General features: G+C 60.8%; 18 protein-coding genes. 10 read left to right on the top strand and 8 right to left on the bottom strand.

What is annotated here, in order from left to right:
- Positions 1–344: 344 nt before the first annotated feature.
- The 3 genes from ACQKRQ_RS29265 to gcvA all read left to right on the top strand — a co-directional run bounded on the left by ACQKRQ_RS29265 (position 345) and on the right by gcvA (position 4,085).
- The gene (locus ACQKRQ_RS29265; RefSeq protein WP_427481098.1) at positions 345–2,420 is read left to right on the top strand and encodes a CoA transferase; all 2,076 of its coding nucleotides are present in this window, start codon (positions 345–347) and stop codon (positions 2,418–2,420) included.
- Position 2,421: 1 nt separating this feature from the next.
- Positions 2,422–2,847, top strand: a complete 426-nt coding sequence (locus tag ACQKRQ_RS29260) for an ester cyclase (RefSeq protein WP_427481097.1) — start codon at positions 2,422–2,424, stop codon at positions 2,845–2,847.
- 338 nt (positions 2,848–3,185) lie between these two features.
- Positions 3,186–4,085 carry a transcriptional regulator GcvA gene (gcvA, locus tag ACQKRQ_RS29255; protein WP_427481096.1) on the top strand — a complete coding sequence of 300 codons (900 nt, stop codon included), beginning with the start codon at positions 3,186–3,188 and terminating at the stop codon, positions 4,083–4,085.
- Between the two features lie 73 nt (positions 4,086–4,158).
- Here the strand turns inward: gcvA and ACQKRQ_RS29250 are convergent, their stop codons facing one another.
- The 3 genes from ACQKRQ_RS29250 to ACQKRQ_RS29240 form a co-directional block, all read right to left on the bottom strand.
- Entirely contained in the window at positions 4,159–5,331 is a 1,173-nt protein-coding gene (locus ACQKRQ_RS29250) for a thiolase family protein (RefSeq protein WP_427481176.1), read from the bottom strand.
- Between the two features lie 67 nt (positions 5,332–5,398).
- Complete coding sequence (locus ACQKRQ_RS29245; protein ID WP_427481095.1) at positions 5,399–6,703, bottom strand: MFS transporter; 1,305 nt, start codon at positions 6,701–6,703, stop codon at positions 5,399–5,401.
- Positions 6,704–7,012: 309 nt separating this feature from the next.
- On the bottom strand, positions 7,013–7,960 hold the full coding sequence (locus tag ACQKRQ_RS29240) for a LysR family transcriptional regulator (protein ID WP_427481094.1): 948 nt from the start codon (positions 7,958–7,960) through the stop codon (positions 7,013–7,015).
- A gap of 119 nt (positions 7,961–8,079) precedes the next feature.
- Here ACQKRQ_RS29240 and ACQKRQ_RS29235 point away from each other — a divergent pair, with 119 nt between their 5' ends.
- Positions 8,080–8,805 carry an SDR family oxidoreductase gene (locus ACQKRQ_RS29235; RefSeq protein ID WP_427481093.1) on the top strand — a complete coding sequence of 242 codons (726 nt, stop codon included), beginning with the start codon at positions 8,080–8,082 and terminating at the stop codon, positions 8,803–8,805.
- 55 nt (positions 8,806–8,860) lie between these two features.
- Here the strand turns inward: ACQKRQ_RS29235 and ACQKRQ_RS29230 are convergent, their stop codons facing one another.
- From ACQKRQ_RS29230 to ACQKRQ_RS29210, 5 genes are all read right to left on the bottom strand, one after another.
- Entirely contained in the window at positions 8,861–10,288 is a 1,428-nt protein-coding gene (locus ACQKRQ_RS29230) for a purine-cytosine permease family protein (RefSeq protein ID WP_427481092.1), read from the bottom strand.
- A gap of 171 nt (positions 10,289–10,459) precedes the next feature.
- The gene (gene argE / locus ACQKRQ_RS29225) at positions 10,460–11,623 is read right to left on the bottom strand and encodes an acetylornithine deacetylase (RefSeq protein WP_427481091.1); all 1,164 of its coding nucleotides are present in this window, start codon (positions 11,621–11,623) and stop codon (positions 10,460–10,462) included.
- Entirely contained in the window at positions 11,616–12,293 is a 678-nt protein-coding gene (locus tag ACQKRQ_RS29220; RefSeq protein ID WP_427481090.1) for a DUF1028 domain-containing protein, read from the bottom strand. Before ACQKRQ_RS29220 ends, argE begins: the two co-directional genes overlap by 8 nt.
- A 10-nt stretch (positions 12,294–12,303) precedes the next feature.
- Positions 12,304–12,741 (bottom strand): RidA family protein, encoded by a 438-nt coding sequence (locus ACQKRQ_RS29215; protein WP_132379092.1) that lies wholly within the window; start codon positions 12,739–12,741, stop codon positions 12,304–12,306.
- A gap of 54 nt (positions 12,742–12,795) precedes the next feature.
- Positions 12,796–14,154, bottom strand: a complete 1,359-nt coding sequence (locus ACQKRQ_RS29210; RefSeq protein WP_132379094.1) for a flavin-containing monooxygenase — start codon at positions 14,152–14,154, stop codon at positions 12,796–12,798.
- A 263-nt stretch (positions 14,155–14,417) separates the two neighbouring features.
- Here ACQKRQ_RS29210 and ACQKRQ_RS29205 point away from each other — a divergent pair, with 263 nt between their 5' ends.
- The 6 genes from ACQKRQ_RS29205 (at position 14,418) to ACQKRQ_RS29180 (ending at position 21,108) form a co-directional block, all read left to right on the top strand.
- Positions 14,418–15,344, top strand: coding sequence for a LysR family transcriptional regulator (locus ACQKRQ_RS29205; protein WP_408319251.1), 927 nt, complete (start codon positions 14,418–14,420; stop codon positions 15,342–15,344).
- 181 nt (positions 15,345–15,525) lie between these two features.
- Entirely contained in the window at positions 15,526–16,689 is a 1,164-nt protein-coding gene (locus tag ACQKRQ_RS29200) for an aromatic ring-hydroxylating oxygenase subunit alpha (RefSeq protein WP_132379098.1), read from the top strand.
- Positions 16,690–16,721: 32 nt separating this feature from the next.
- Positions 16,722–17,903, top strand: coding sequence for an ABC transporter ATP-binding protein (locus tag ACQKRQ_RS29195; RefSeq protein WP_427481089.1), 1,182 nt, complete (start codon positions 16,722–16,724; stop codon positions 17,901–17,903).
- Position 17,904: 1 nt separating this feature from the next.
- Entirely contained in the window at positions 17,905–18,951 is a 1,047-nt protein-coding gene (locus ACQKRQ_RS29190) for an ABC transporter substrate-binding protein (protein WP_427481088.1), read from the top strand.
- Between the two features lie 37 nt (positions 18,952–18,988).
- Entirely contained in the window at positions 18,989–20,242 is a 1,254-nt protein-coding gene (locus ACQKRQ_RS29185) for an ABC transporter permease (protein ID WP_132379510.1), read from the top strand.
- Between the two features lie 38 nt (positions 20,243–20,280).
- The gene (locus tag ACQKRQ_RS29180; RefSeq protein WP_427481087.1) at positions 20,281–21,108 is read left to right on the top strand and encodes an ABC transporter permease; all 828 of its coding nucleotides are present in this window, start codon (positions 20,281–20,283) and stop codon (positions 21,106–21,108) included.
- Positions 21,109–21,224: the final 116 nt, after the last annotated feature.

Genomic DNA, 21,224 nt, shown 5'->3' with positions numbered 1-21,224 from the left:
GTTTACGCACGCGAAGAGATGGATGAACACGGCCGCCATGAATACCGGCGAGCGCTCGGGCCACCCAGTTGAAGAGTGGACCGATTGCGATAGATGCTATTGCGCCGCTGTTTGGCGGGCAAATCACTTTTTCGCCGAGTTCGATTGACTTTCACTGTAGCTAGTCCAGGCGTTGTCACCACTCGTCGTTCAGTTCATCAAATGTCAACCCAAACAGCAGGAAATGTCGGTTGTACCGCCCAGTTCGTTGCCATATCGTTGAATCAAGATGCGGCGTGTGTTGCTACCACGCGATCAATCTGTCATCGGTCAATGGATAGACACCGGACGTTTGGGAGACTGGAATGTTGGACGGAATGCGAATTCTCGCGTGGGGCTCACGCAGTGCAGTTGAATTGAGTGCGAGTCTGCTTGGACACGCGGGCGCGCAAGTGCATGTTGCAGACCCTGACTCATCTCAGTCGTTCTCAGGGTACGACGTGGTGATCGTCTCGTCTGATACGGCCAGTTTTGCAGCGTGGGCGGAGATATCGAGTTTGAAGGCGTCTGGCAAGCTCATCGTCTGCGACATATGCGCTACGGGCCCCCAGAGTGCGAGGTTTGCAGGCCGTTGGACAGATGGGCAAATCCAGGCGATCACTGGCCTGATGGACACGACGGGCTTTGAAAGCGGAGAACCGGTGAGTATCGGTATCCCGTTCACCGAAATCTCCGCAGCGTTATACGCTGCGGCGGCCATAGCGGCGGCATCGCGAGTCCTTCGTGTGCAAGGATTCGCGCAGAACATCGACGTTTCCCTATTCGCCTGCGCGAGCAGCGCACTGACCACCTTTCTGCCGAAAGCGTTCACCCGCAGCAGCGTTGAACGTGTCGGGAACCGGCACCCGGCGTGCGCCCCGTGGAACGCGTATCGGACACTCGACGGTTGGATCCTGATTTGTACCAGCACCGAAGACCAGTGGCGAAAACTGAAGATCGCAATCAATCAACCGGCACTCGACGACATTCGCTTCGCGACCCTGAATGAAAGGGTCCGCAACGTAGATTCACTTGATCCGTTTATCGAGGCCTGGTCTTCCGAGTTGACTACCGATCAGTGCTGCGCTCTGTGCGAGAAAATCGGCGTGGCAGCGGGGCCCATCGTACCCATTTCGTTGCTCCATGAAGAGCCGAATTTCAAGCTGCGGCATCCAGTGGCCGCCGCACAGATTTTGGCGGGTGAAATCGGGAAGCACACGTATGCGGCGGTTACGCCGTTCCGGACATTCCCTCTGATGAACGACAGCGAGTTTCACGGCAATGCGCCTGAAAGTCCGCGACGGTTGACTGCGAAATCTGCCGGTTACGTCGCAGGATTAGAGGCGCGACAAGGTCCAAATCCAGCCGGCGCGTTGACGGGTGTCCGGGTGATCGAGATCGGGCAATACACAACCGCGCCTCTCGTCGGAAAACATCTTGCGGCGCTCGGTGCCGAGGTGATCAAGGTTGAGCCGCTGGAGGGAGAAGTTGCGAGAAACTGGTCTCCGGGACAAGACGGGTTGAGCTATTTCTTTGCCCTCAACAACACCGACAAGAAGAGCATCTCGCTGGATCTGAAGCAGGCATCTCACCTGCGTTACCTCGAAGCGTTGCTCGCCACAAGTGATGTCCTCGTCGAAAACCTTCGTCCGGGAGCGCTAGCCAAACTTGGCCTGGACCGATCCTCTTTGAAAGAGATCAATCCGGCGCTGATCTACTGTTCGATCTCGGGATTTGGAATTGAGTCCGCTTATCCGACGCGACCTGCGTTTGATACGGTCATCCAGGCGATGAGCGGCCTCATGGACCTCACACGCGATGGTAACGGCGCTCCTGTGAAAGCGGGCGCATCGGCAGCCGACATTTTCGGCGGCCAGGCGGCCTTGTTTGCGATAGTTGCCGAACTCGTTGGACCGTCGGAAGGAAGCGGGAGGTTCGTAGAGATATCCATGCAGGACGTGGCAGCGTGGAGTTGTCTATTCGCTGCCGGCAATCCTGTTTCGAAAAGCATGACCATTGCCTGTTCGGACGGATACGTCTTGGCCGAGGCAACGAATTCCGTGGAAATCGAAGTGGTTCATAGCCAGGCACCAGGCGCTCACTGTGAGGCGACGACTCGTGACCTCCTGATAGCAAAGCTTGAGTCACTGGGCATTGCAGCCGTGCCTGTAGTCCGCATGGACGAGCTAATGGACGACCCAGATTTTCTGGCGGATATATTGAGTGTCGGCCGGGACAATGAGGGGGCATTCTGGCCGCTCATAAAAATGCCTTATAGGCTGTCCCGCACGCCAGCAAAAGTTCGTACCGTTCCTAGCCGCCTCGAACCCGTGATGGTGCAGTTCACTGAAAAGCATGAGTCAACAAACGAAATACCTATCACCAATACGCACGAGAGTTGAAATGGCAAAGCGAGATTCAGTGCAGATCGCCGAGAAATTCTGGCGTGAAGTATGGCAGTTGCGTAATCCGAACGCTGCGGACCATCTGGTTTCGGAAGACTTCACCGTGACGTCCGGCGGTGTGGATATCAGATCGCGCGAAGCGTTCAAAAAGTGGGTGGCAGCATTCCTGTCGAGCATTGACGACTTTGAATTCAATGTCATCGAAACATTCCAGAACGAGACAGGCGACCGAGTGGTGACCCGCTGGCGTGTCACGGGCAAAAACAAGGGTTTCATGGGTTCTGAATCGTGCGGGTCGCCGATCGATATGACGGGGACTGCTGTCTTGCATGTTGGTGAAGACGGTCTGCTAAGACACAACTGGGTGGAGCGCAGCGCGTTAGAAGTGCTTCGGAGTCTGTCCGCGAAAAAATCGATCGTTTGAGGCCGGATCGGCGTCGACCTGTCGACATTCGAGTCGTTCTCTGATTCAACGAACGAATCGCCCAGTCCTCGCGCCGCGCCGGCGAATGAAGTCAACAACGGGTGGCCGGCCCGCAAATCCACGCGACACAGCCGGAATTCGCGGTGCCAATCTCGGCTTTCTTCTAAGCTCGGGCGGAGAAGTCTGTCGCACCGTTCGCAACTCCTTCCATACTTCCATCTCCTGCGTCATGTAGGCGCTTTTTTGCTGCGACAGCGACCAGCGTGTCGATGCCGCGCAGCCGTCGCAACGGAGAGTTCGGCGAATCGGCCACCGTAGGTACGTGGTAACATTTCGTCATGCGAACGCTTCCGTCTCTCAACGCTCTGCGAGCTTTCGAAGCCGCGGGTCGGCTCCTCAGCGTCCAACTGGCCGCGGAGGAATTGCATGTCACGCCCGCCGCCGTTAGCCGCCACATCAAGCTGCTCGAAGATCAGCTCGGCGTGACGCTGTTTGACCGGGGACATCGGTCGATAACGCTAACGCCGATGGGCGAGCGCTATCTCGTGGACATCGCGCGCGCCTTCGAGGCGATGCGCACTGCGACCGTCAATCTGACCGAGAGTCGCCGCAGGCGGCACCTCAAGATCCGCGCATACACGACATTTTCGAGGAATTGGCTCATTCCTCGCCTTTCGTCGTTTCATCTTCAGCACCCGGATATTGAAGTGATTCTCACAACGTCGCTTCACGCGGTCGATTTCAACACCGACGATGTGGACGCTGCGATACGGTTGTCCCACGCGCCGTCATCCGATATCGGCTTTGATCGGCTTGTGCCGAACGAGCTCGTCCCTGTCTGCAGCCCGGAATTCCTGCATGCTCATCCGGACCTGACGGACGCGACGCCGGAGGCGCTACGCACAGTACCTTTGCTTCACTCGCTCGCGCGCCGGGAAGATTGGGCAAAGTGGCTCGATGCCGCGGGCGTGAAAGGCGTCAATCCGCTCGGCGGTCTGAGTTATGAGAGTTCGATCCTCGCGTATTTCGCGGCCACGCAGGGGCATGGCGTCGCAATAGCGCAGCGTGTTCTGATAACAGAAGAACTGGATTCCGGCCGTCTCGTGATGCCGTTCTCCTTCGTTCTCGATGAAGGCGCGTTCACGTACTATCTTGTCTATCCCAAGAGTCGCATCTCGTCGCCCGAATTTACGGCTTTCCGCGAGTGGCTTCTCTCGGTGGGTGGCGGGCAGACCTGATCTGTCCGCCACTCTGACTGCCCGCACCGCCATCCTATTGGAGCGACGACGTGCGGTGCAGCAAGTCTCGAGATCAAGTCGAGAGGATGGTTACGAGAGCGACAGCCGAATCACCCGCCAGTTGACCACCATTGTTCTCGGCGAGTGCCACTTTGGCACCCGGACGTTGACGAGCGCCCGCCGTTCCCCGCAGTTGCTGGGTCAGTTCGACAATTTGCGCGACACCTGTCGCCCCGACCGGATGACCACGGGAAAGAAGGCCGCCGCTCGGGTTGACGGAGATGCGACCACCGATGTCGGTGTCACCCGAACGGATTAGTTTGGCTGAATCGCCCGGAGGACAGAGGCCGAGATTTTCGTAGTGGATCAGTTCGGCCGGCGCGGAGGCGTCGTGAAGTTCGACCAAGTGAACATCGGACGGCCCGATTCCCGCTTCTTCGTATGCCGCTCTCGCCGCTCGTACCGCAACGAGATCACCCGACCCGTCGGCTTTCGCGGATACGATCGAACTTGCGCGAATGTAGACAGGACGAATATCGTGCTTCTTCGCGTAATCTTCCGAACAAATGAAGAGCGCGGCTGCGCCATCGCCAATCGAAGAGCACATGAACAGAGTGAGCGGATTGCTGACCATCCGGCTCTCCAGGACTTCTTCGATTGTCGTTTCCTTGCGGAATTGCGCAACCGGGTTAAGGGAACCGGCGCGACGGCTCTTCACCACGACCCGCGCGAAGTCGCTCGCCTCTGCACCAGTCTTTTCCATCCATTTGCGAGCCTTGGCGGCATAAAGATCCATGAAGAGCGAGCCGGTACCGGCTGTCACGCCTTCAGGCAGCGGTTCCTCGAGATCGACGGCCTTCGCGAATGCACCGAACGAGACGGCCTTATCTTCGTGAGTGAGTTTCTCCGTACCGACCACCAGCGCCGTTTCGGATTGTCCGGAAGCGACCGAGAGCCACGCCAGATTAAGGGCTGAACTGCCGGAGGCACAGGCATTCTCGACGTTATACATCGGCTTGCCATCGAGCCCGGTATTGCGAAGCGACGATTGCGCGCGAATCATCTCCTGACCGGTAACAACGCCTGCTGCCGCGTTGCCGAAATAAATCCGGTCTACGTCGTTGACCGTAACGCGAGCGTCCTTGAGCGCGAGGCCGACTGCTTCCTCCGACAGTGACTTCAGATTCCGCTCGATAAATTTACCAAAGTGCGTCATACCGATACCGCCAATAACGACCTTACGCATTTCTTTCTCCATCAATTCCAAGAATGTTCCGGGAGGCACTCACTCCGAGGCACCCGCATTACCTACATCAATCCAGCACCTTTCCTTTCGTCTCGGGCATCACGGCGTATACGCAGAATCCGACTGCGCAAACCACCGCAATGTAGACCCATATGTAGTCCGAGAAACCCGCGTTCGACATGGCTGTCACGATGTACGGAAGCGTTCCGCCAAACAGCGTCGCTGAGATCGCGTAAGGCAAGGCGACGCCTGTCGCGCGGATCTCCGCCGGAAACTGCTCGGCCATCACCGCTGCGCAGGTAGCGGTAAAGCCTGACGAGAGCAACATGCCAATCGTCACAATGACCGTGTCCGTCCAGAAATCATTCGCGAGAAAATGGAGACTCGGCCACGCGAAGACTGCGGAACCGCCGGCAAACGCGAGCAGAACAGGCCTGCGGCCAATTCGGTCAGAGAGCTTTCCAAAAAATGGAATCGCAACGAGTGAAACCACGATTGAGATGACACTGGCGCTGAAGCCGTCACGCAGCGGCAGACCCGTCCGCATGTGGGCGAACGTTGGGAACAGGACGAGCCAGAGATAAACAGACAGGTTCCCTGCCATGGCGATACCAATCACGCGCAACGCGGCGCGGCGATGTTCGCCCACCAGGACCAGAAACGGATGTCGGCGATGTTGATGGCTACCGGCCGTTTTCTTGAAAGCTTCGGTTTCTGAAACAGATAGACGCACCCACAGAGCCACGAAACCCATCAGACCGGCAATCGCGAATGCAAGCCGCCAGCCCCAACTTGCCATGCTTTGTTCGCTGATACAGGATGTCAGCACGTAGCCGATCATCGCCGCGACAAGGACGCCAGCGTTCACCGCAAAGTGTTGCCACGAGCCGGTAAATCCGCGTCGCGAGGGCGCGGAGGACTCTATGAGAAAAGTGGACGCGGAGCCGAATTCCCCACCGGCTGCGAATCCCTGCACCAGCCGTGCGACAACAAGAATAATCGGCGCCACCATTCCGATTGCCGCGTATCCCGGACACACTGCAATCACGAGGGAACTCCCGGCCATCAATGCGACTGAGAGAGCAAGACCATTCTTTCGTCCGTGACGATCTGCATAAGCGCCTAGAACAGCACCACCGATTGGCCGCATGACGAATCCGACTGCAAATACGGCGAAGGCAGAGAGCAGCGATATCTTTTCATTGTGGGCCGGGAAGAAATGGCGGGAAAACAGCGAGGCGAATGTTGCATAGATGATCCAGTCGGCAAACTCGACGATAGTGCCCAGAGTCGCGGCAGCAATCGCTTTTTTCTGTTCACGCGTGAACGGGATCGAAGCTTCCACGGTAGCGTTGGACAAGGCGGTATTCATATCTGTCTCCATCAATCCTTATGGGTAAAGCGCATGGCTAGTCGCGGTGTCATGGACGTGGCTGCCCCATTCGCCAGGCCTGGGTTCGTGGAGAGGATATTCAGCAGATCAAGCCATCATTGCCGGAGTTCTTGCCAGTGCCGCCCTGGCGACTTAGCACATGTACGCATCGTAGGTTTGCGTGTGATTTCGACGCAAACTACTTTTTTTGCTGGTTGGATTGACTTTTTTCTGGTGCAGCGAGGACAGCAGGAATCGAGCGGTGCCATGTCTGACATTGCGCTCGGTGATGAGCATTCTGGCCTGTCTTCAAGGACGGAGCGATCTTCTTTCGCTTACGCCGAACGCGTCTATGAACTCCGCTGCCAGCCACGCGAGTCCCGGATCCTGATCCCTGGACGCAGCCCACATCAGCGCGACTTCATAGCCGGGCACGTCGAATGGCAACGGACTCATCGCCAGATCCAATGTGTCGCGCCAGACGCGGCCGATGAAATCCGGCACCGTGGCGATCGCGGGCGTGTGCCGCACGATAAACGGGCTAGTCGCGAAATTCGAGCTGGAGAACACCACGTCACGCTTGAGACCCTGCATGGCCAGCTGCTCGTCTATAAAGCCTTGCAGGCCGGCGCTGAACGAGGTGAGCACATGCCGGTGCCGCAGGAACTCATCCATTGACAGGCGCTTGCGGCGCGTCTTGACGAGCCGCGGATTGTAGACGCTCACGAAGCGCCACTGAAACAGTGGCCGGCGCCGCTGCCACTGCACGCTTTCCGGGAACACGCCGACCGCCAGTTCGATCGCGCCCTCGTCGAGCATCGCCGCCGCGCGCGTCGAGTCTGTAGAGCGGGCGATCAGTTTCACGCCGGGCGCCTTGGTGGCCAGGCGGCCCATGATCTCCGGCATCAGCAGGACCTCGAGCGAATCGCTCAAGCCAATGCGAAACACACGCTGAGCCTGTGCCGGATCGAACGCCGGCGGTTGCGTGAGCGCCTGGTGCAGCGATTGGAGGAAGGGCTCGACCTGCCGCGCCAGTTCGAGCGCGCGGGGCGTCGGCGTAATGCCGTGCGGAGTACGCACGAACAGTTCGTCGCCGAACGCCTCCCGAAGACGCTTCAGCGCGCCACTCATCGCCGGCTGGCCAAGGAAGAGTCGCTGAGCGGCACGCGTGACGCTGCGTTCCTCCAACAGCGCGCGAAAGGCCAGCAGCAAGTTCAGGTCGAAACGCCTGAAATCATTCTCAATGATGTCGGTCATCGTCACAAACGATTTGAATGATATGAGCCTGACACGCATTCTAGCGCCAAGGAGGTGCGCTGCAAGGCGATGTGAGGGCACATCGGCCCGTGCCTCCTATCATCGACAGGAACAGCGACATGGATTGGCAGAATCAGAAAGTCGTCGTGTTGGGTGGTTCGTCCGGCATTGGGCTAGCGACGGTGTCTCGGCTGAAGGAAGTCGGTGCGCATGTCGTGGCAGTTGGCCGCGGCCAGGCCAAACTGGATGAGGCGCTCGCTGGCCTCGAAGGACGTGGGACTGTCACCGGCAATGCACTCGACTGCACCGACCGCGCCGCGCTCGACGGTTTCTTCAGCCGCCTGGGTGGCATCGATCATCTGGTGCTGACGCTCTCCGGCGGCGAGGGCGCTGGCCCGTTCAAGGAACTCGATTTGACATCCTTGCGCCGCGGCTTCGAGGCCAAGTTCTGGCCGCAGCTGGAAGCGGCACAAGCTGGTCTTGCGGCCTTGCGCGGCGACGGCAGTTTGACGTTCGTGACTGCGATTTCCGCGCGCATCGCCAATCCGGGCACTGCCGGATTGGGCGCGATCAACGGCGCGCTCGAAAGCATGATCGGGACGCTCGCGCGCGAACTGGCGCCGTTGCGCGTCAATGCCGTGTCGCCCGGCGTGGTCGATACCGCCTGGTGGGACAGATTTCCCGGCGACGTCAAAGAGGACCTTTTTCGTCAGCAGGCCGAAACCCTGCCGGTGCGACGTGTCGGCGATGCGCAAGACGTCGCGCACGCGCTGCAGTTTCTGATGGAGAACACCTTCATGACGGGCGCGGTCATCGAATGCGACGGCGGCTTGCGGCTGCTATGACGGTGCCTCCATCGATCACCCGCAACGCCGCGCCAATGCGGAGGCACCTCAACGGTTATGACTGTCCCGCCGGGTGACGCGCGACACTGGCACCCGCTTGTCTGCGCCGATAGTGGGTGTCCCGCGACGCGAGCCAGTAATATAGCGGCGACGTCAGAAGCAGTCCGATAACCCACGAGAGATCCGCGCCATCGAGATACTTCGGCACGGGACCCGCGTACATCGGCGTGTTCATGAACGGAATCTGCACGACGATGCCGATTCCATAGGCAATCAGCGCCTGTGGATTGAAGCGGCCGTAGATGCCCCCGTCCACCTGGAAGATCGACTGGATGTCGTATTTGCCTTTGTGGATCACATAGAAGTCGATCAGATTGATCGCGGTCCACGGCACCAGCACGACAAGCAGCGCGAGCACGAGATCGACCAGATTGCCGACGAAATTCGTCGACGCGCCGATCGCGCCATAGCAGCATGCGAGGAGAATCGCGATCGACAGCACGGCCCGCGCTTTCGCCGTGGGAATCCAGCGATAGGCGAAGGTCTGCAAGGACGTGATGGCTGCGAGCACCGCGCCGTAAAGGTTCAGCGCGTTGTGGCTGATCACGCTCAGTAGGAAGAGGACGAGCATCGGCAGTCCGAGCGGTCCGGTAGCCAGCTTGACGGCGTCCATCGCGTCGGCGCCGGGCGGCACCGCGAGCACGGCTACCGCGCCGAAGGCAAACGCGAGCGTCGAGCCGATCGTGCAGCCGAGGTAAGTCGCCCAGAACGTCGATGCGACGCGCACGTTCTCCGGCAGATAGCGCGAATAGTCGGAGACGTACGGGGCAAAAGCGATCTGCCAGAGCGCCGATAGCGAAACGGTGGCGAGCCAGCCCGCGATGTTGAATCCGCCGCGCGTCAGAACATCGTCCGTGGCGATATGCGTGAGGATATAGCCGAATCCGATGAAAATGCCGATTCCGAGCACCCAGGTTCCGATGCGGTTCAGGATATGGATGATCCGGTAACCGATGATTCCAATCAGCCCTGATCCCAACGCGCCGATCACGATGCCGACAGGAACCGGGATGCCGTTTTCAATGCCATGAAGAGACTTCCCGGCGAGCACGATATTGGACGCGAAGAAGCCCACGTACATTACGCCTGCGATCACGGTGACCAGCAGCGCGCCCCATGAACCGAACTGCGCGCGGCTCTGAATCATCTGCGGGATGCCCATTTGCGGGCCCTGCGCCGAATGCAACGCCATCAGCACGCCGCCGACGGCCTGACCGACGACGATCGCCACGATGCCCCACAGCAAATTCAAGTGGAAGATCTGCACGCCGAGCGCGCCCGTGACGATGGGCAACGGCGCGATGTTGCCGCCGAACCAAAGCGTGAACAGATCGCGCACCTTGCCGTGGCGATCCTCGGGCGGCACATAACCGATGGTGTGTTTTTCGATCAACGCCGAGGCATTGCTTTCCGAAGTATTCAAGTTCGTCTCCTGTGTCGACCGGAGTTAGCGTTTTAGCGCTTATTCCCGTCCCTTACGTGATCAGGCGTGTTCGGTCTACCGAATCGCCATGCCTGGCATTCGAAAGTACTTGAGAGTCGCCTCTCTATTTGAGCGACGTGCCGTCACGGCAGCGTCCGCGATGTCTACGTCTCAGGCCGCGGCCGAAGCGTAGTCCGCCAGCCGAGCCAGCATCGCATCGCAATCGCGCAATTGCTCGACAGTGACGAATTCGTCCGGCTTATGCCCTTGGTCCATGCTGCCGGGTCCGCAGACCACTGTTGGAATGCCCGCCTGATCGAAGAGCCCGCCCTCGGTGCCGAATGCGACCGTGCCGAACTCCATGGAGCCGCTGAGCAGCGCCAAAAGACGCGCCGCTTCGCTATCCGGAGATGTGGCCAACCCCGGATATGCGGAGAGCGGCTGAAGCCGGATGTCGGTGTCGGACTTCACGGCGCGCATCTTCGGCAATAGCTCTGCCTCGGCGTAAGTCTGCAACTGGTCGGCTACCTGGTTTGCGTCGAAGCCAGGCAGCGCACGCACTTCGAAGTCGAATTCGCATTCGGCCGGCACGATGTTGAGCGCACGGCCGCCTTTGATCACGCCCGTCTGCACGGTCGAGAACGGCGGATCGAATCGCTCGTCGTGATGCTCGGGCTGCGCCAGTTGCTCGCCGATCTCTTCCAGACGGCCGATCATCCGCACCGCGTATTGAATGGCGTTGACTCCATACGGCGCATAAGCTGAATGGCAAGGCGCGCCTTTCACCTGACAGCGCATCGCCAGCTTGCCCTTATGGCCCAGCACCGGCTTGAGCTCGGTCGGCTCGCCGATCAGGCACAAGCTCGGCTTATGCGTACGCCGCTCCAATTCCGCCAGCATCGGCCGCACCCCGAGGCATCCGACTTCCTCGTCGTACGAAAAAGCGAGGTGCACCGGCAACTTCAACTCGCGCTCGATAAACCCGGGCACCGCCGCCAGCACCGAAGCGATAAAGCCCTTCATATCGGCCGTGCCACGGCCATACAGCCGCCCGTCGCGCTCGGTGAGACGGAATGGATCGACGGTCCAAGCCTGGCCATCGACGGGCACCACGTCGGTATGGCCGGACAGCACGATTCCGCCGCGCTCACGCGGACCGATAGTGGCGAACAGATTCGCCTTGGTTCGCTCGGCGTTGTAGAACAGCTCGCTCTCGACGCCGAGTTCCTCCAGGTACAGCCGAATGAATTCGATCATGTCCAGATTGGAATCCCGGCTGACCGTGGCGAAGCCGATCAGCCGTTCGAGCAGCGCGCGGCTGGATCTGTCATTCATTGCCGGGCACTCCGTAGCTGGGCGCGGCGGTTGGATTCAACGCCCGCGTCAAGTAGTCCTGCATCTGCGGGCGATACGCCTGCCACAAACCGTCGAGCAGGCCGATGGGGTCGTCGTCCGCCAAATCGACCCGCAAATCGACGATCGGCCAGCTCACGTCGCCCACGATCTTGAGCGCCGCCGAATGCACGGGCCCCGCTTCGCCGCCTGCAGCTATCGCAGCATGCATGGCCGCGAGCAGGCGATCGGCAAGCGTGCCGGATGCCTGCTCGAACGCCGGAAGCATGGCCTCGATCACTTCGATGCCGGCGAGCATGTTGCCTGCGGCTACGCACTGCTTGCCGGCGACAGCGTGATACGTGCCCAGCGCTTCCTTGCCGCTGAAGAACGCCGTGCGACCCTCTCCATCGATCACCGTCACCTGGCGGTACTCGCTCCACTCGCTCGCGCCGAGCACGCGGTCCAATGCCGCGGCGGGATCGAGTTGCCCGTTTTCCAGAAGGTCGAGAATCTGCGGCCCTAGCGCGGGCAGCGTGACGTTCTGCGTCGCCACCGCGCCCACGCCTGCGCGCAGCCACGGGCAGCGAGCGCCCACCGCGATGCTGGACGAACTGATCGCGATTCCAAGCTGCCCGGATTCCGGGCAACGTCCGACGATAGAGAATGTCATGTCCCGCTCCTTAGGCCTTCGGTGACGTCCATCCATCTGGAATGACCGCGATAACGTCGATCTCCATCAACCACTGCGGCTGACCCAACGCGACCACCACCAGACCGGTCGAAATGGGAAACACGCCCTTCAGCCACTTGCCGACTTCCTGATAGACCGGCTCGCGGTAACGGATGTCGGTCAGGAATGTCGTCGTCTTGACGATGTGCGACAGGTCGCTGCCCGCTTCTTCCAGCAATTGCTTGACGTTCTTCATCGCTTGCTCGGCCTGGGCACGCGGATCGCCGATGCCGACCAGGCGGCCTTCGAAATCCGTGCCCACCTGACCGCGCACGTAGACCGTGTTGCCGGCGCGCACGGCCTGGCACAAATCGTTGTCGAGCGTCTGGTTCGGATACGTATCTTTCGTATTGAACATACGGATACGGGTATGCGTAGGTTGGCTCATCAATGCACCTTAATGTTAGGAAGAAATGGATCGCGGATCAGAGAGGCTTATGTATCAATTCACACCCATCTCGCTGACTTTGTGGACGCGTGAATCGGCGGATGTGTTTTCAACGCTTGCAACGCTGTTCTCGCGGCGGCCGTGCGCCTCGCGTTGCTCATCATCGTAATAAGCCAGGTATTTACGCTGTGTGACGATGTGATCGGCGATGTGCTTCGCGTCGTGCCACACGCCCCAGATGAATGCGGAGCCGCGGCGCGATAGCCAGGGCAGACCGAGGAAATAGATGCCAGGCTCCTTCGATACGCCGCGCTGATGTTTCGGCTTACCCGTTTCATCGAAAGCGTTGACGTTCAACCAGCTGAAATCGACTGCATACCCGGTCGCCCAGACAATCGACGTCACACCCGCTTTCGCCAGATCGAGATCGTGCAACGGGTGGGTCACGCATTCCGGATCCGCGGGAATGACGCGAGCTTCGGGCTCTTCGGGAAGCTCGAGACCGTTGCGCTCGGCATACGCATCAGCCGCGTCCAGCAGCGACAGATAGTTCTCGTCGCCGCGCGCGATGTTCGCCGCGAGATCCGCTTCGAAGGTCACCACGCCGCCATCGAATGATTTCGTCAGACCCACGAGCGTGATGCCCTGATTCGCAAGACGCCGGAAGTCCACCGTATGGCCGCCACGCGAACCGCTCACCGCAATCGTGACGTGCTCCCTGCCCGGCTTCATGACCTCCGCATCCCATTCGCCGAGCACGCCGAGCCACCAGCAGAAGTCGCGGCCGCGATAGGCGCGTGGCGGACGATCGTGCGCGCCGACCGACAGATAGACGCGCTTGCCCGCCCGCTGCAACTCGTCCGCGATTTGCACGCCCGACGATCCCGCACCCACCACCAACACGCCCCCTTCGGGCAATTGATTCGGATTGCGATAGTCGGCGGAATGAATCTGCGTAAGTTTCGGATCTTGCGGCGCGATCGGCGGAATGACGGGCCGCTGGAAAGGCCCGGTTGCGACCACCACGCGATTGGCCTCGATCGTGCCTTCCGACGTTTCGATGGTGAAGCCCTGCCGCCCCGCATTGCGCACGACCTTCTTCACGTCCACGCCGGTGCGGATCGGTGCTTCAAACTTTTTCGCGTAAGCGACGAAATAGTCCGCGACCTGCTCCTTCGAAGCGAACGCGTCGGGGTCGAAGTCCGCGAACTCGAGATTGGGGAAACGATCGTGCCACGCGGGGCCATTGGCAACCAGCGAATCCCAGCGTCCCGTGCGCCAGCGCTCCGCGATACGAGCGCGTTCCAGCACGAGATGCGGCACGCCAAGCTTGCTCAAATGTTCGCTCATGGCGACGCCGGCTTGACCGGCGCCGACTACGAGCGTGTCGATTGACGTTGTTTCCACTGTCATGGCTGTGTCCTTCTGAAAAGGCGGAATGTTTCGATTCGATCGCGGCGTCGCGGCCTCTCAGCGCTTGCGATCGTTGCGGACCCGGTAGTGTTTTCCGACGGCGCGTTGCCGCCTGGTCCGTTCGTCTGCGTGAAAATCTACGCGCCCCTTCAGAATTTGAAAAATATATTTAAAAAATGCATGGCATCGGATTTACCTATGCAGGCCTTTTTGACCGCTTCACAATGCCGCCCATTGGAGACCTTGAACACGGAGCCTCGTCGATGGAGAGTCAACCGTTGCGCTACTCGTTGCGCCAGTTGCGTTATTTCGTGGTCACGGCAGAAGCCTTGTCCTTCACCGCCGCCGCCAAGCGTCTGCACATCTCACAGCCGTCCATCTCGACGGCGCTCGCGGATCTCGAAGTGTCGTTCGGCGTGCAACTCTTCATACGGCATCACGCGAGCGGCCTCTCGCTCACGCAAGCCGGCCGCGATCTGCTGGGGCAAGCGCGCAATCTTCTGAAGTTCGCGGAGGAATTGCAGACCACCGCGAAGGAAATGGACGGCGGCATGACAGGCGCCATCACGCTCGGCTGCCTCGTCTCGCTTGCGCCGCCGCTCATGCCGGGCCTGATCAGCCGATTCACGGGCGAGAACGCCGGCATCTCGTTTCGCACGGTCGAGGCGCATCAGGATGGCCTCTTGCGCGGCCTGCACGATGGCTCGCTCGACATTGCCCTCACCTACAGCCTCGACTTGACCGAGGAAATCGCCTTCACGCCGCTGCTCTCGTTGCCGCCTTATGCGATCCTGCCGAGGACGCATCGTCTGGCACGCGCGCGCAAGATATCGCTCGCAGACCTCCTGCCCGAGCCGTACGTGATGCTCGACCTGCCGCACAGCCGCGAGTACTTCGCCGCACTCTTCGACGCGGTGGGCAGCCGTCCTGTGCCCGCGTTCCGTTCGTCGCAGCCGGAGGTCGTGCGCGGCATGGTGGCCAACGGTCTCGGCTATAGCCTCCTGAACTTTCCGCTCAAATCGAATCGCACTGTCGATGGGGAAGAGTTCGTCATTAAGCGCTTCAAAGACAACGTCAACGCAACGACACTCGGCATCGCGCAATCGCGCACAATGAAGCCGCGCCAGGTGGTGCATCGCTTCGCGTCGTTCTGCGAAACCTATATTCGGCGGTTGCATATCGATGCATGATAGGAAAGCGCGTTTGTTTGCTTTAAACGTGCACGCACTGCATAGGCAAAAGCTTTGCTTTGTATCTGAAAACAATATTTTGGCTTGCAATTTGGCTTGATAGATTGGTGTCCATGTTGAGCGCCACGCCGCAAAGCCTTACGTCGCCGCGCTTTTACCGTGACGAATCGAGGGGGAGACCATGAGCAACCCGGCAAGGACGATCGCAGTGCAAGCGCTTGTCGACGAGTTGCAGACGGGTTGCGAACGGCCGTTCAGCGATGCGCACGCGATGCCGCCCGGCGTCTATACGTCGCCCGAATTCCTCACGCTGGAAGAGCGCGCTATCTTCGAGCGTGAATGGCAATGCGTCGGCCGCGCGAGTGCCCTCAAAGTGCCCGGCGATTACATGACGGCGCGGATCGGAGCGCAACCGATCGTCGTATTGCGCGACGAACAGATGCAGCTCAAGGCGATGTCGAACGTGTGCCTGCACCGCATGTCGGTACTGCTCGAAGGACGCGGCAACGTGCGTCGCATCGTCTGCCCATATCACGCCTGGAACTATTCTCTGGACGGCGCACTGCAAGGCGCACCGCTCATGGATCGGCAAGAGGGCTTCTGCAAGGAAAGCTACAAACTGCCCGCCGTGCGCTGCGAAGAATGGCAAGGCTGGATCTACGTGACCCTCGACGAAAACGCGCCGCCCGTTCATGCGCAGCTCGCCGAACTGAGCGAGCTCGTCGGTGCGTACGGCATGGCGGACTACATCGAAACTTTCTATGAAGAGCACGTGTGGGACACGAACTGGAAGATCCTCGCGGAAAACTTCATGGAAAGCTACCACCTGCCGATGCTGCATCGCGCGACGGTAGGACCGCATTCTCGTCTCGAGGAGATGGAATGCCCGCCCGGCTATCCGGCCTTCAACTATCACTGGATCACGAAGGAAGCGTCCTTGCCCATCGGCAACGCGCATCCGGACAACGCGCGCCTCACGGGACATTGGCGCAAAACCACGGCGCTGCTCGCGATCTATCCGACGCATCTCGTCACGCTTACGCCGGGTTACTTCTGGTATCTCGTGCTGCAGCCTCAAGGCGTGGAGCGCGTGCATATCCGCTTCGGCGGCGGACTTGCGCCGGAGTTCATCGCCGATCCCGAAGCCAACGCGCACATGACGACGCTAAAGAAGCTGCTCGACGAAGTGAACGCGGAAGACAAACGCGGCGTGGAAGCCGTCTTTCGCGGCGTGCACGCGCCACTCGCGAAGCCCGGTCACTTGAGCCCTCTCGAACGCCCCAACTATGACTTCGCGCGCTATGTCGCCAGCAAAATCGCCGCGACGCAGCCCGGCACGCATTGATTACGACGCATCATCGACAGGACGCGATCACGATGTCAAACCCTTCCTTCATTTCGTTCTCGGGCGTGAGCAAATCGTACGACGGCGCTCAATACGTCGTCGATGACTTGAACCTCGACGTGCGCAAGGGAGAATTCCTGTCGCTGCTGGGTCCGTCCGGTTCGGGCAAGACGACGACGCTCATGATGCTGGCGGGATTCGAATCGCCCACGCGCGGCGAGATACGTCTTGACGGACGGCGGCTCGACGACAAGCCGCCGCATCAGCGTGACATCGGCATGGTGTTTCAGAACTACGCGCTCTTTCCACATCTGACGATTGCGGAGAACGTCGCATTTCCACTCTCCGTGCGTCGCGTGAGCCGTGCCGAGCAGAAAACGCGCGTGAAGCGCGCGCTCGAGATGATCGAGCTGCCGCATCTGGCGAACCGGCGTCCCGCGCAGCTCTCCGGCGGACAGCAGCAGCGCGTGGCGCTCGCGCGCGCGCTCGTGTTCGAGCCGAGCGTCGTGCTGATGGACGAGCCGCTCGGCGCGCTCGACAAGCGCCTGCGCGAAACCATGCAATACGAAATCATGCGCCTGCATCGCGAGCTGTCGCTCACGATCGTCTACGTGACGCACGATCAGGCCGAAGCACTGACGATGTCGGACCGCGTCGCCGTGTTCTCCGATGGCCGTATTCAGCAAGCCGCCACGCCCAGCGAACTCTACGAGAACGCGCAGAACGCCTTCGTCGCGAACTTCGTCGGCGAGAACAACGGGCTGACCGGGCGCGTCGTCACTGCCGGCGAAGAGTGGGCGACGCTCGCGCTCTCAGACGGCAGCGTCATTCGTGGCCGTTGCGAACCCGGCCTGCATGCGGGCGACGAAGCGATGCTCGCGCTGCGCCCCGAACGCGCGCATATCCCGAGCGCCGCCGGCGCGCAGGTCGACGAACACAGCAACGTGGTGCACGCACGCGTCGAGGAACTGGTGTATTGCGGCGATCATCATCGCGTGCACCTTGCGCTCGGTTCGCGCGACTCCTTCGTCGTGAAAGTGCCCAATACGCAGCGCCATGCGCTGCCTTCGCCGGGCAGCGCGATCGAGATCGCTTGGCGCCACGACGACTGCAAGATTCTCGCGATGAGCGCGCCGCGCAGCGCGCCCGTGATCCAGGCATCCACCCCGCTCTCACCTTCCATCATCACGACCGCACCTGCAGGAGCCAACTAAAATGCGCACTCTCATCAAAACACAAAGCGTCGCACTCGCAGCACTCGCCTTCGCCGCCATGACCACCCAGGCAGCGGAGACGCTCTCCGTCGTGACCTTCGGCGGTGCATACGAAGCGGCGGCCAAGAAGGCTTATTTCGAGCCGTTCACCCAGGCGACTGGCATCGGCTTCTCGACCGAATCGTATGACGGCGGTCTCGCGAAGCTCTCCGCGATGGAGCAGGCGAAGAACACCACGTGGGACCTGATCGACCTCGAAACGAACGATGCAATCACGGCCTGCGACGAAGGCCTGCTGCAGAAGTTCGACAAGAAGACGCTCGGCAAGACGAGTGACTTCATCCCCGGCACGATCAGCGATTGCGCGGTTGCGAGCATGGTCTGGTCCACGGTCTACGCATACGACACGAGCAAGCTGAAGACCGCTCCGACCACCGTCAACGACTTCTTCGATCTGCAGAAATTCCCCGGCAAGCGCGGCCTGCGCAAGTCGCCGAAGGTCACGATGGAATGGGCGTTGATTGCGGACGGCGTCGATCCGAAAGATGTCTACAAAGTGCTCGCTACGCCCGCCGGTGTGGATCGCGCGTTCAAGAAGCTCGACACGATCAAGCCGAACATCGTGTGGTGGGAGTCGGGCGCGCAGGCGCCGCAGTTGCTCGCGGACGGCGCGGTCGTGATGACGCAGGCCTACAACGGCCGTATTTCCGACGCCGCGAAGAAGGACAACAAGCCGTTCAAGACCGTCTGGGACGCGCAAGTTTACGACTTCGACTGGTGGGCCGTTCCGACGGGCGCGAAGCACGCCGACGCCGCCGCGAAATTCATCGTCTCCGCTTCGCAGCCGAAGGCGTATGCGGATTTGTCGAAGTACATCGCGTACGCGCCGCCGCGCAAGGACGCGATCGCGCTGGTCGACAAGCAACGCCTCGCCGATCTGCCGACCGCACCCGAGAACTTCAAGCGCGCCTTGCAGATCAACGCGAACTTCTGGGCCGACAACGCGGACCAGATCAATAAGCGCTTCCAGGTGTGGCTCACGCAGTAACACCACCGTCCGACGAGAGCCCAACTTGACTACCCACATGCCCGCTTCGGCCCGAGCCACGGCCCCGGGCTCTCCGACGAGAGCCGACGGCCGCGCGTCGTTTCAAAAGGCGCGCCGCCGTGCATCGGTGCAGGCGCTTTTGCTCGCGCTGCCGCTGATCGTGTTTCTGCTTTCGACGTTCATCGCGCCGATCGCGCTCCTGCTCGCGCGCAGCGTGCAGAATCACGAAGTGCCCGACAGCATGCCCGCGCTCACGCGCGCGCTCGTTGCATGGGACGGGCGCGGCGTGCCCGACGAGCGCATGTTCGCCCTGCTCGCTGCGGGGCTCAAGGAGGCGCAGCAAAACGGGCAGCTCGGCACGGTCGCGCGGCGGCTGAACTTCGATCAGGCCGAGTTCCGTAGCCTGTTGATGCGCACCGCGCGCCAGTTGCCCGCCGATGCGCCGCCCGTGTGGAAACCGGCGCTCATTGAACTCGACGCACGCTGGAATTCGCCGGAGATCTGGCGCTTGCTGAAGCGCGCCGCCACGTCGCCGACGCCGGACTACCTGCTCGCGGCCGTCGATGCGCAAGTGACACCGCAAGGCTCAGTGGCGTTCGTGCCGGACAACGCTTCCGTCTATCGGCAGGCGTTCGTGCGCACGATCTCGATTAGCGCCACGGTCACGCTGCTGTGCCTTGTGTTCGGCTATCCGGTCGCATGGCTGCTAGCGAACCTGCCCGCAAAAAGCAGCAACCGCCTGATGCTCTTTGTGATCGTGCCGTTCTGGACCTCGGTGCTCGTGCGCACGACCGCGTGGTACGTTTTGCTGCAACCGGGCGGCGTCATCAACAGCCTGCTGATGGGGCTCGGGCTCACCACGCATCCGCTGCCGCTCATCTTCAACCGCGCGGGCGTGCTCATCGGCATGACGCATGTGCTCTTGCCCTACATGATTCTCGCGATCTATTCGGTGATGAAGAGCGTATCGCCCGTGTACGTGCGGGCCGCGCAATCGCTTGGTGCGCACCCGTTCACCGCGTTCGTGCGGATCTACATGCCGCAGACGCTGCCGGGCGTGGGAGCAGGCTGCTTCCTCGTGTTCGTGCTCGCGCTCGGCTACTACATCACGCCCGCACTGCTCGGCGGCGCAGGCGACGAGATGATCAGCCAGCTCATCGCGATACAGACCAACACGCAACTCAACTGGGGCCTTGCCGGTGCGCTCTCGGCCTATCTCGTGATCTTCACGGCGATCTTCTATTTCCTGTTCAACCGCATCGTCGGTATCGACCGCTTGCGCTTCGGTTGAGACTCGGTTGAAACATGCGGACACGACGAGGGAACGACATGCAAGATCAACGCAACAAGGTGGCGACGGAACGCATCGCCGCGCGCTGGGTGCGGCTGCACACAGCGCTTGTGCTGTTCTTCCTGATTGCGCCGATTCTCGCGATCATCCCGCTCTCGTTCAATTCGGGCTCGTATTTTTCCTACCCGTTGCAGGGCTTTTCGCTGCGCTGGTATGAGCAGGCGCTCACGAGCGCGGGCTGGCAACGATCGCTCCTGAACAGCATCGGCATCGGCGCGGCATCGACGCTGATCGCCACATGTCTCGGCACGCTCGCCGCGCTGGGCATTTCGCGCACGCAGTTTCCGCTGCGCTCGCTGATCATGCCGATCATCATCTCGCCGATGATCGTACCGATCGTCGTCGTCGCCGCAGGCTTCTATCTGATCTTCGCACCGCTCGGCCTGGTGAACTCGTATCCCGGCGTGGTGCTGGCGCATGCGGCGCTCGGCACGCCATTCGTCGTGATCACCGTGACCGCATCGCTGCTTTCGTTCGATCAGAGTCTGTTGCGCGCCGCTTCCGGGCTCGGCGCGACGCCGTGGGTCACATTCAGGCGCGTGACCTTGCCGCTCATCACGCCGGCGGTCGCGACCGGCAGCGTCTTCGCTTTCGCGACCTCGTTCGACGAGGTCATCGTCATTCTGTTCATCGGCGGCCCGGATCAAACCACCGTGCCGCGGCAGATGTGGAGCGGTATTCGCGACTCGATCGACCCGTCGATCCTCGCCGTGGCGACGATGCTGATCGTGTTCGCCGTGCTGCTCTTCGCGAGCATTAACTGGCTGCGCGGCCGCACGGCCGCCGCCAGCAAAGCGCTCGTCTGATGCATCGAGGCCGCCTGGGGCCAAGCTGATGCAAGCTTCAATTCGCGCACAGGGCGCGTTCTCGGGCAGGGTTTGTGTGCCCCCGCCTCAGCGTCGAAAATGCAGGTTCGCCACAT

The sequence above is a fragment of the Paraburkholderia sp. NPDC080076 genome (genome assembly GCF_050281145.1).
GTDB lineage: Bacteria > Pseudomonadota > Gammaproteobacteria > Burkholderiales > Burkholderiaceae > Paraburkholderia.
This window is presented reverse-complemented; position numbering and strand designations above follow the sequence as displayed.

What these genes read in the sequence shown, in the direction of transcription:
- ACQKRQ_RS29265 (WP_427481098.1), top strand. Translation starts at nt 345, where the DNA reads ATGTTGGACGGAATGCGAATTCTCGCGTGGGGCTCACGCAGTGCAGTT.
- ACQKRQ_RS29260 (WP_427481097.1), top strand. Translation starts at nt 2,422, where the DNA reads ATGGCAAAGCGAGATTCAGTGCAGATCGCCGAGAAATTCTGGCGTGAA.
- gcvA (WP_427481096.1), top strand. Translation starts at nt 3,186, where the DNA reads ATGCGAACGCTTCCGTCTCTCAACGCTCTGCGAGCTTTCGAAGCCGCG.
- ACQKRQ_RS29250 (WP_427481176.1), bottom strand. Translation starts at nt 5,331, where the DNA reads ATGCGTAAGGTCGTTATTGGCGGTATCGGTATGACGCACTTTGGTAAA.
- ACQKRQ_RS29245 (WP_427481095.1), bottom strand. Translation starts at nt 6,703, where the DNA reads ATGAATACCGCCTTGTCCAACGCTACCGTGGAAGCTTCGATCCCGTTC.
- ACQKRQ_RS29240 (WP_427481094.1), bottom strand. Translation starts at nt 7,960, where the DNA reads ATGACCGACATCATTGAGAATGATTTCAGGCGTTTCGACCTGAACTTG.
- ACQKRQ_RS29235 (WP_427481093.1), top strand. Translation starts at nt 8,080, where the DNA reads ATGGATTGGCAGAATCAGAAAGTCGTCGTGTTGGGTGGTTCGTCCGGC.
- argE (WP_427481091.1), bottom strand. Translation starts at nt 11,623, where the DNA reads ATGAATGACAGATCCAGCCGCGCGCTGCTCGAACGGCTGATCGGCTTC.
- ACQKRQ_RS29220 (WP_427481090.1), bottom strand. Translation starts at nt 12,293, where the DNA reads ATGACATTCTCTATCGTCGGACGTTGCCCGGAATCCGGGCAGCTTGGA.
- ACQKRQ_RS29215 (WP_132379092.1), bottom strand. Translation starts at nt 12,741, where the DNA reads ATGAGCCAACCTACGCATACCCGTATCCGTATGTTCAATACGAAAGAT.
- ACQKRQ_RS29210 (WP_132379094.1), bottom strand. Translation starts at nt 14,154, where the DNA reads ATGACAGTGGAAACAACGTCAATCGACACGCTCGTAGTCGGCGCCGGT.
- ACQKRQ_RS29205 (WP_408319251.1), top strand. Translation starts at nt 14,418, where the DNA reads ATGGAGAGTCAACCGTTGCGCTACTCGTTGCGCCAGTTGCGTTATTTC.
- ACQKRQ_RS29200 (WP_132379098.1), top strand. Translation starts at nt 15,526, where the DNA reads ATGAGCAACCCGGCAAGGACGATCGCAGTGCAAGCGCTTGTCGACGAG.
- ACQKRQ_RS29195 (WP_427481089.1), top strand. Translation starts at nt 16,722, where the DNA reads ATGTCAAACCCTTCCTTCATTTCGTTCTCGGGCGTGAGCAAATCGTAC.
- ACQKRQ_RS29190 (WP_427481088.1), top strand. Translation starts at nt 17,905, where the DNA reads ATGCGCACTCTCATCAAAACACAAAGCGTCGCACTCGCAGCACTCGCC.
- ACQKRQ_RS29185 (WP_132379510.1), top strand. Translation starts at nt 18,989, where the DNA reads ATGCCCGCTTCGGCCCGAGCCACGGCCCCGGGCTCTCCGACGAGAGCC.
- ACQKRQ_RS29180 (WP_427481087.1), top strand. Translation starts at nt 20,281, where the DNA reads ATGCAAGATCAACGCAACAAGGTGGCGACGGAACGCATCGCCGCGCGC.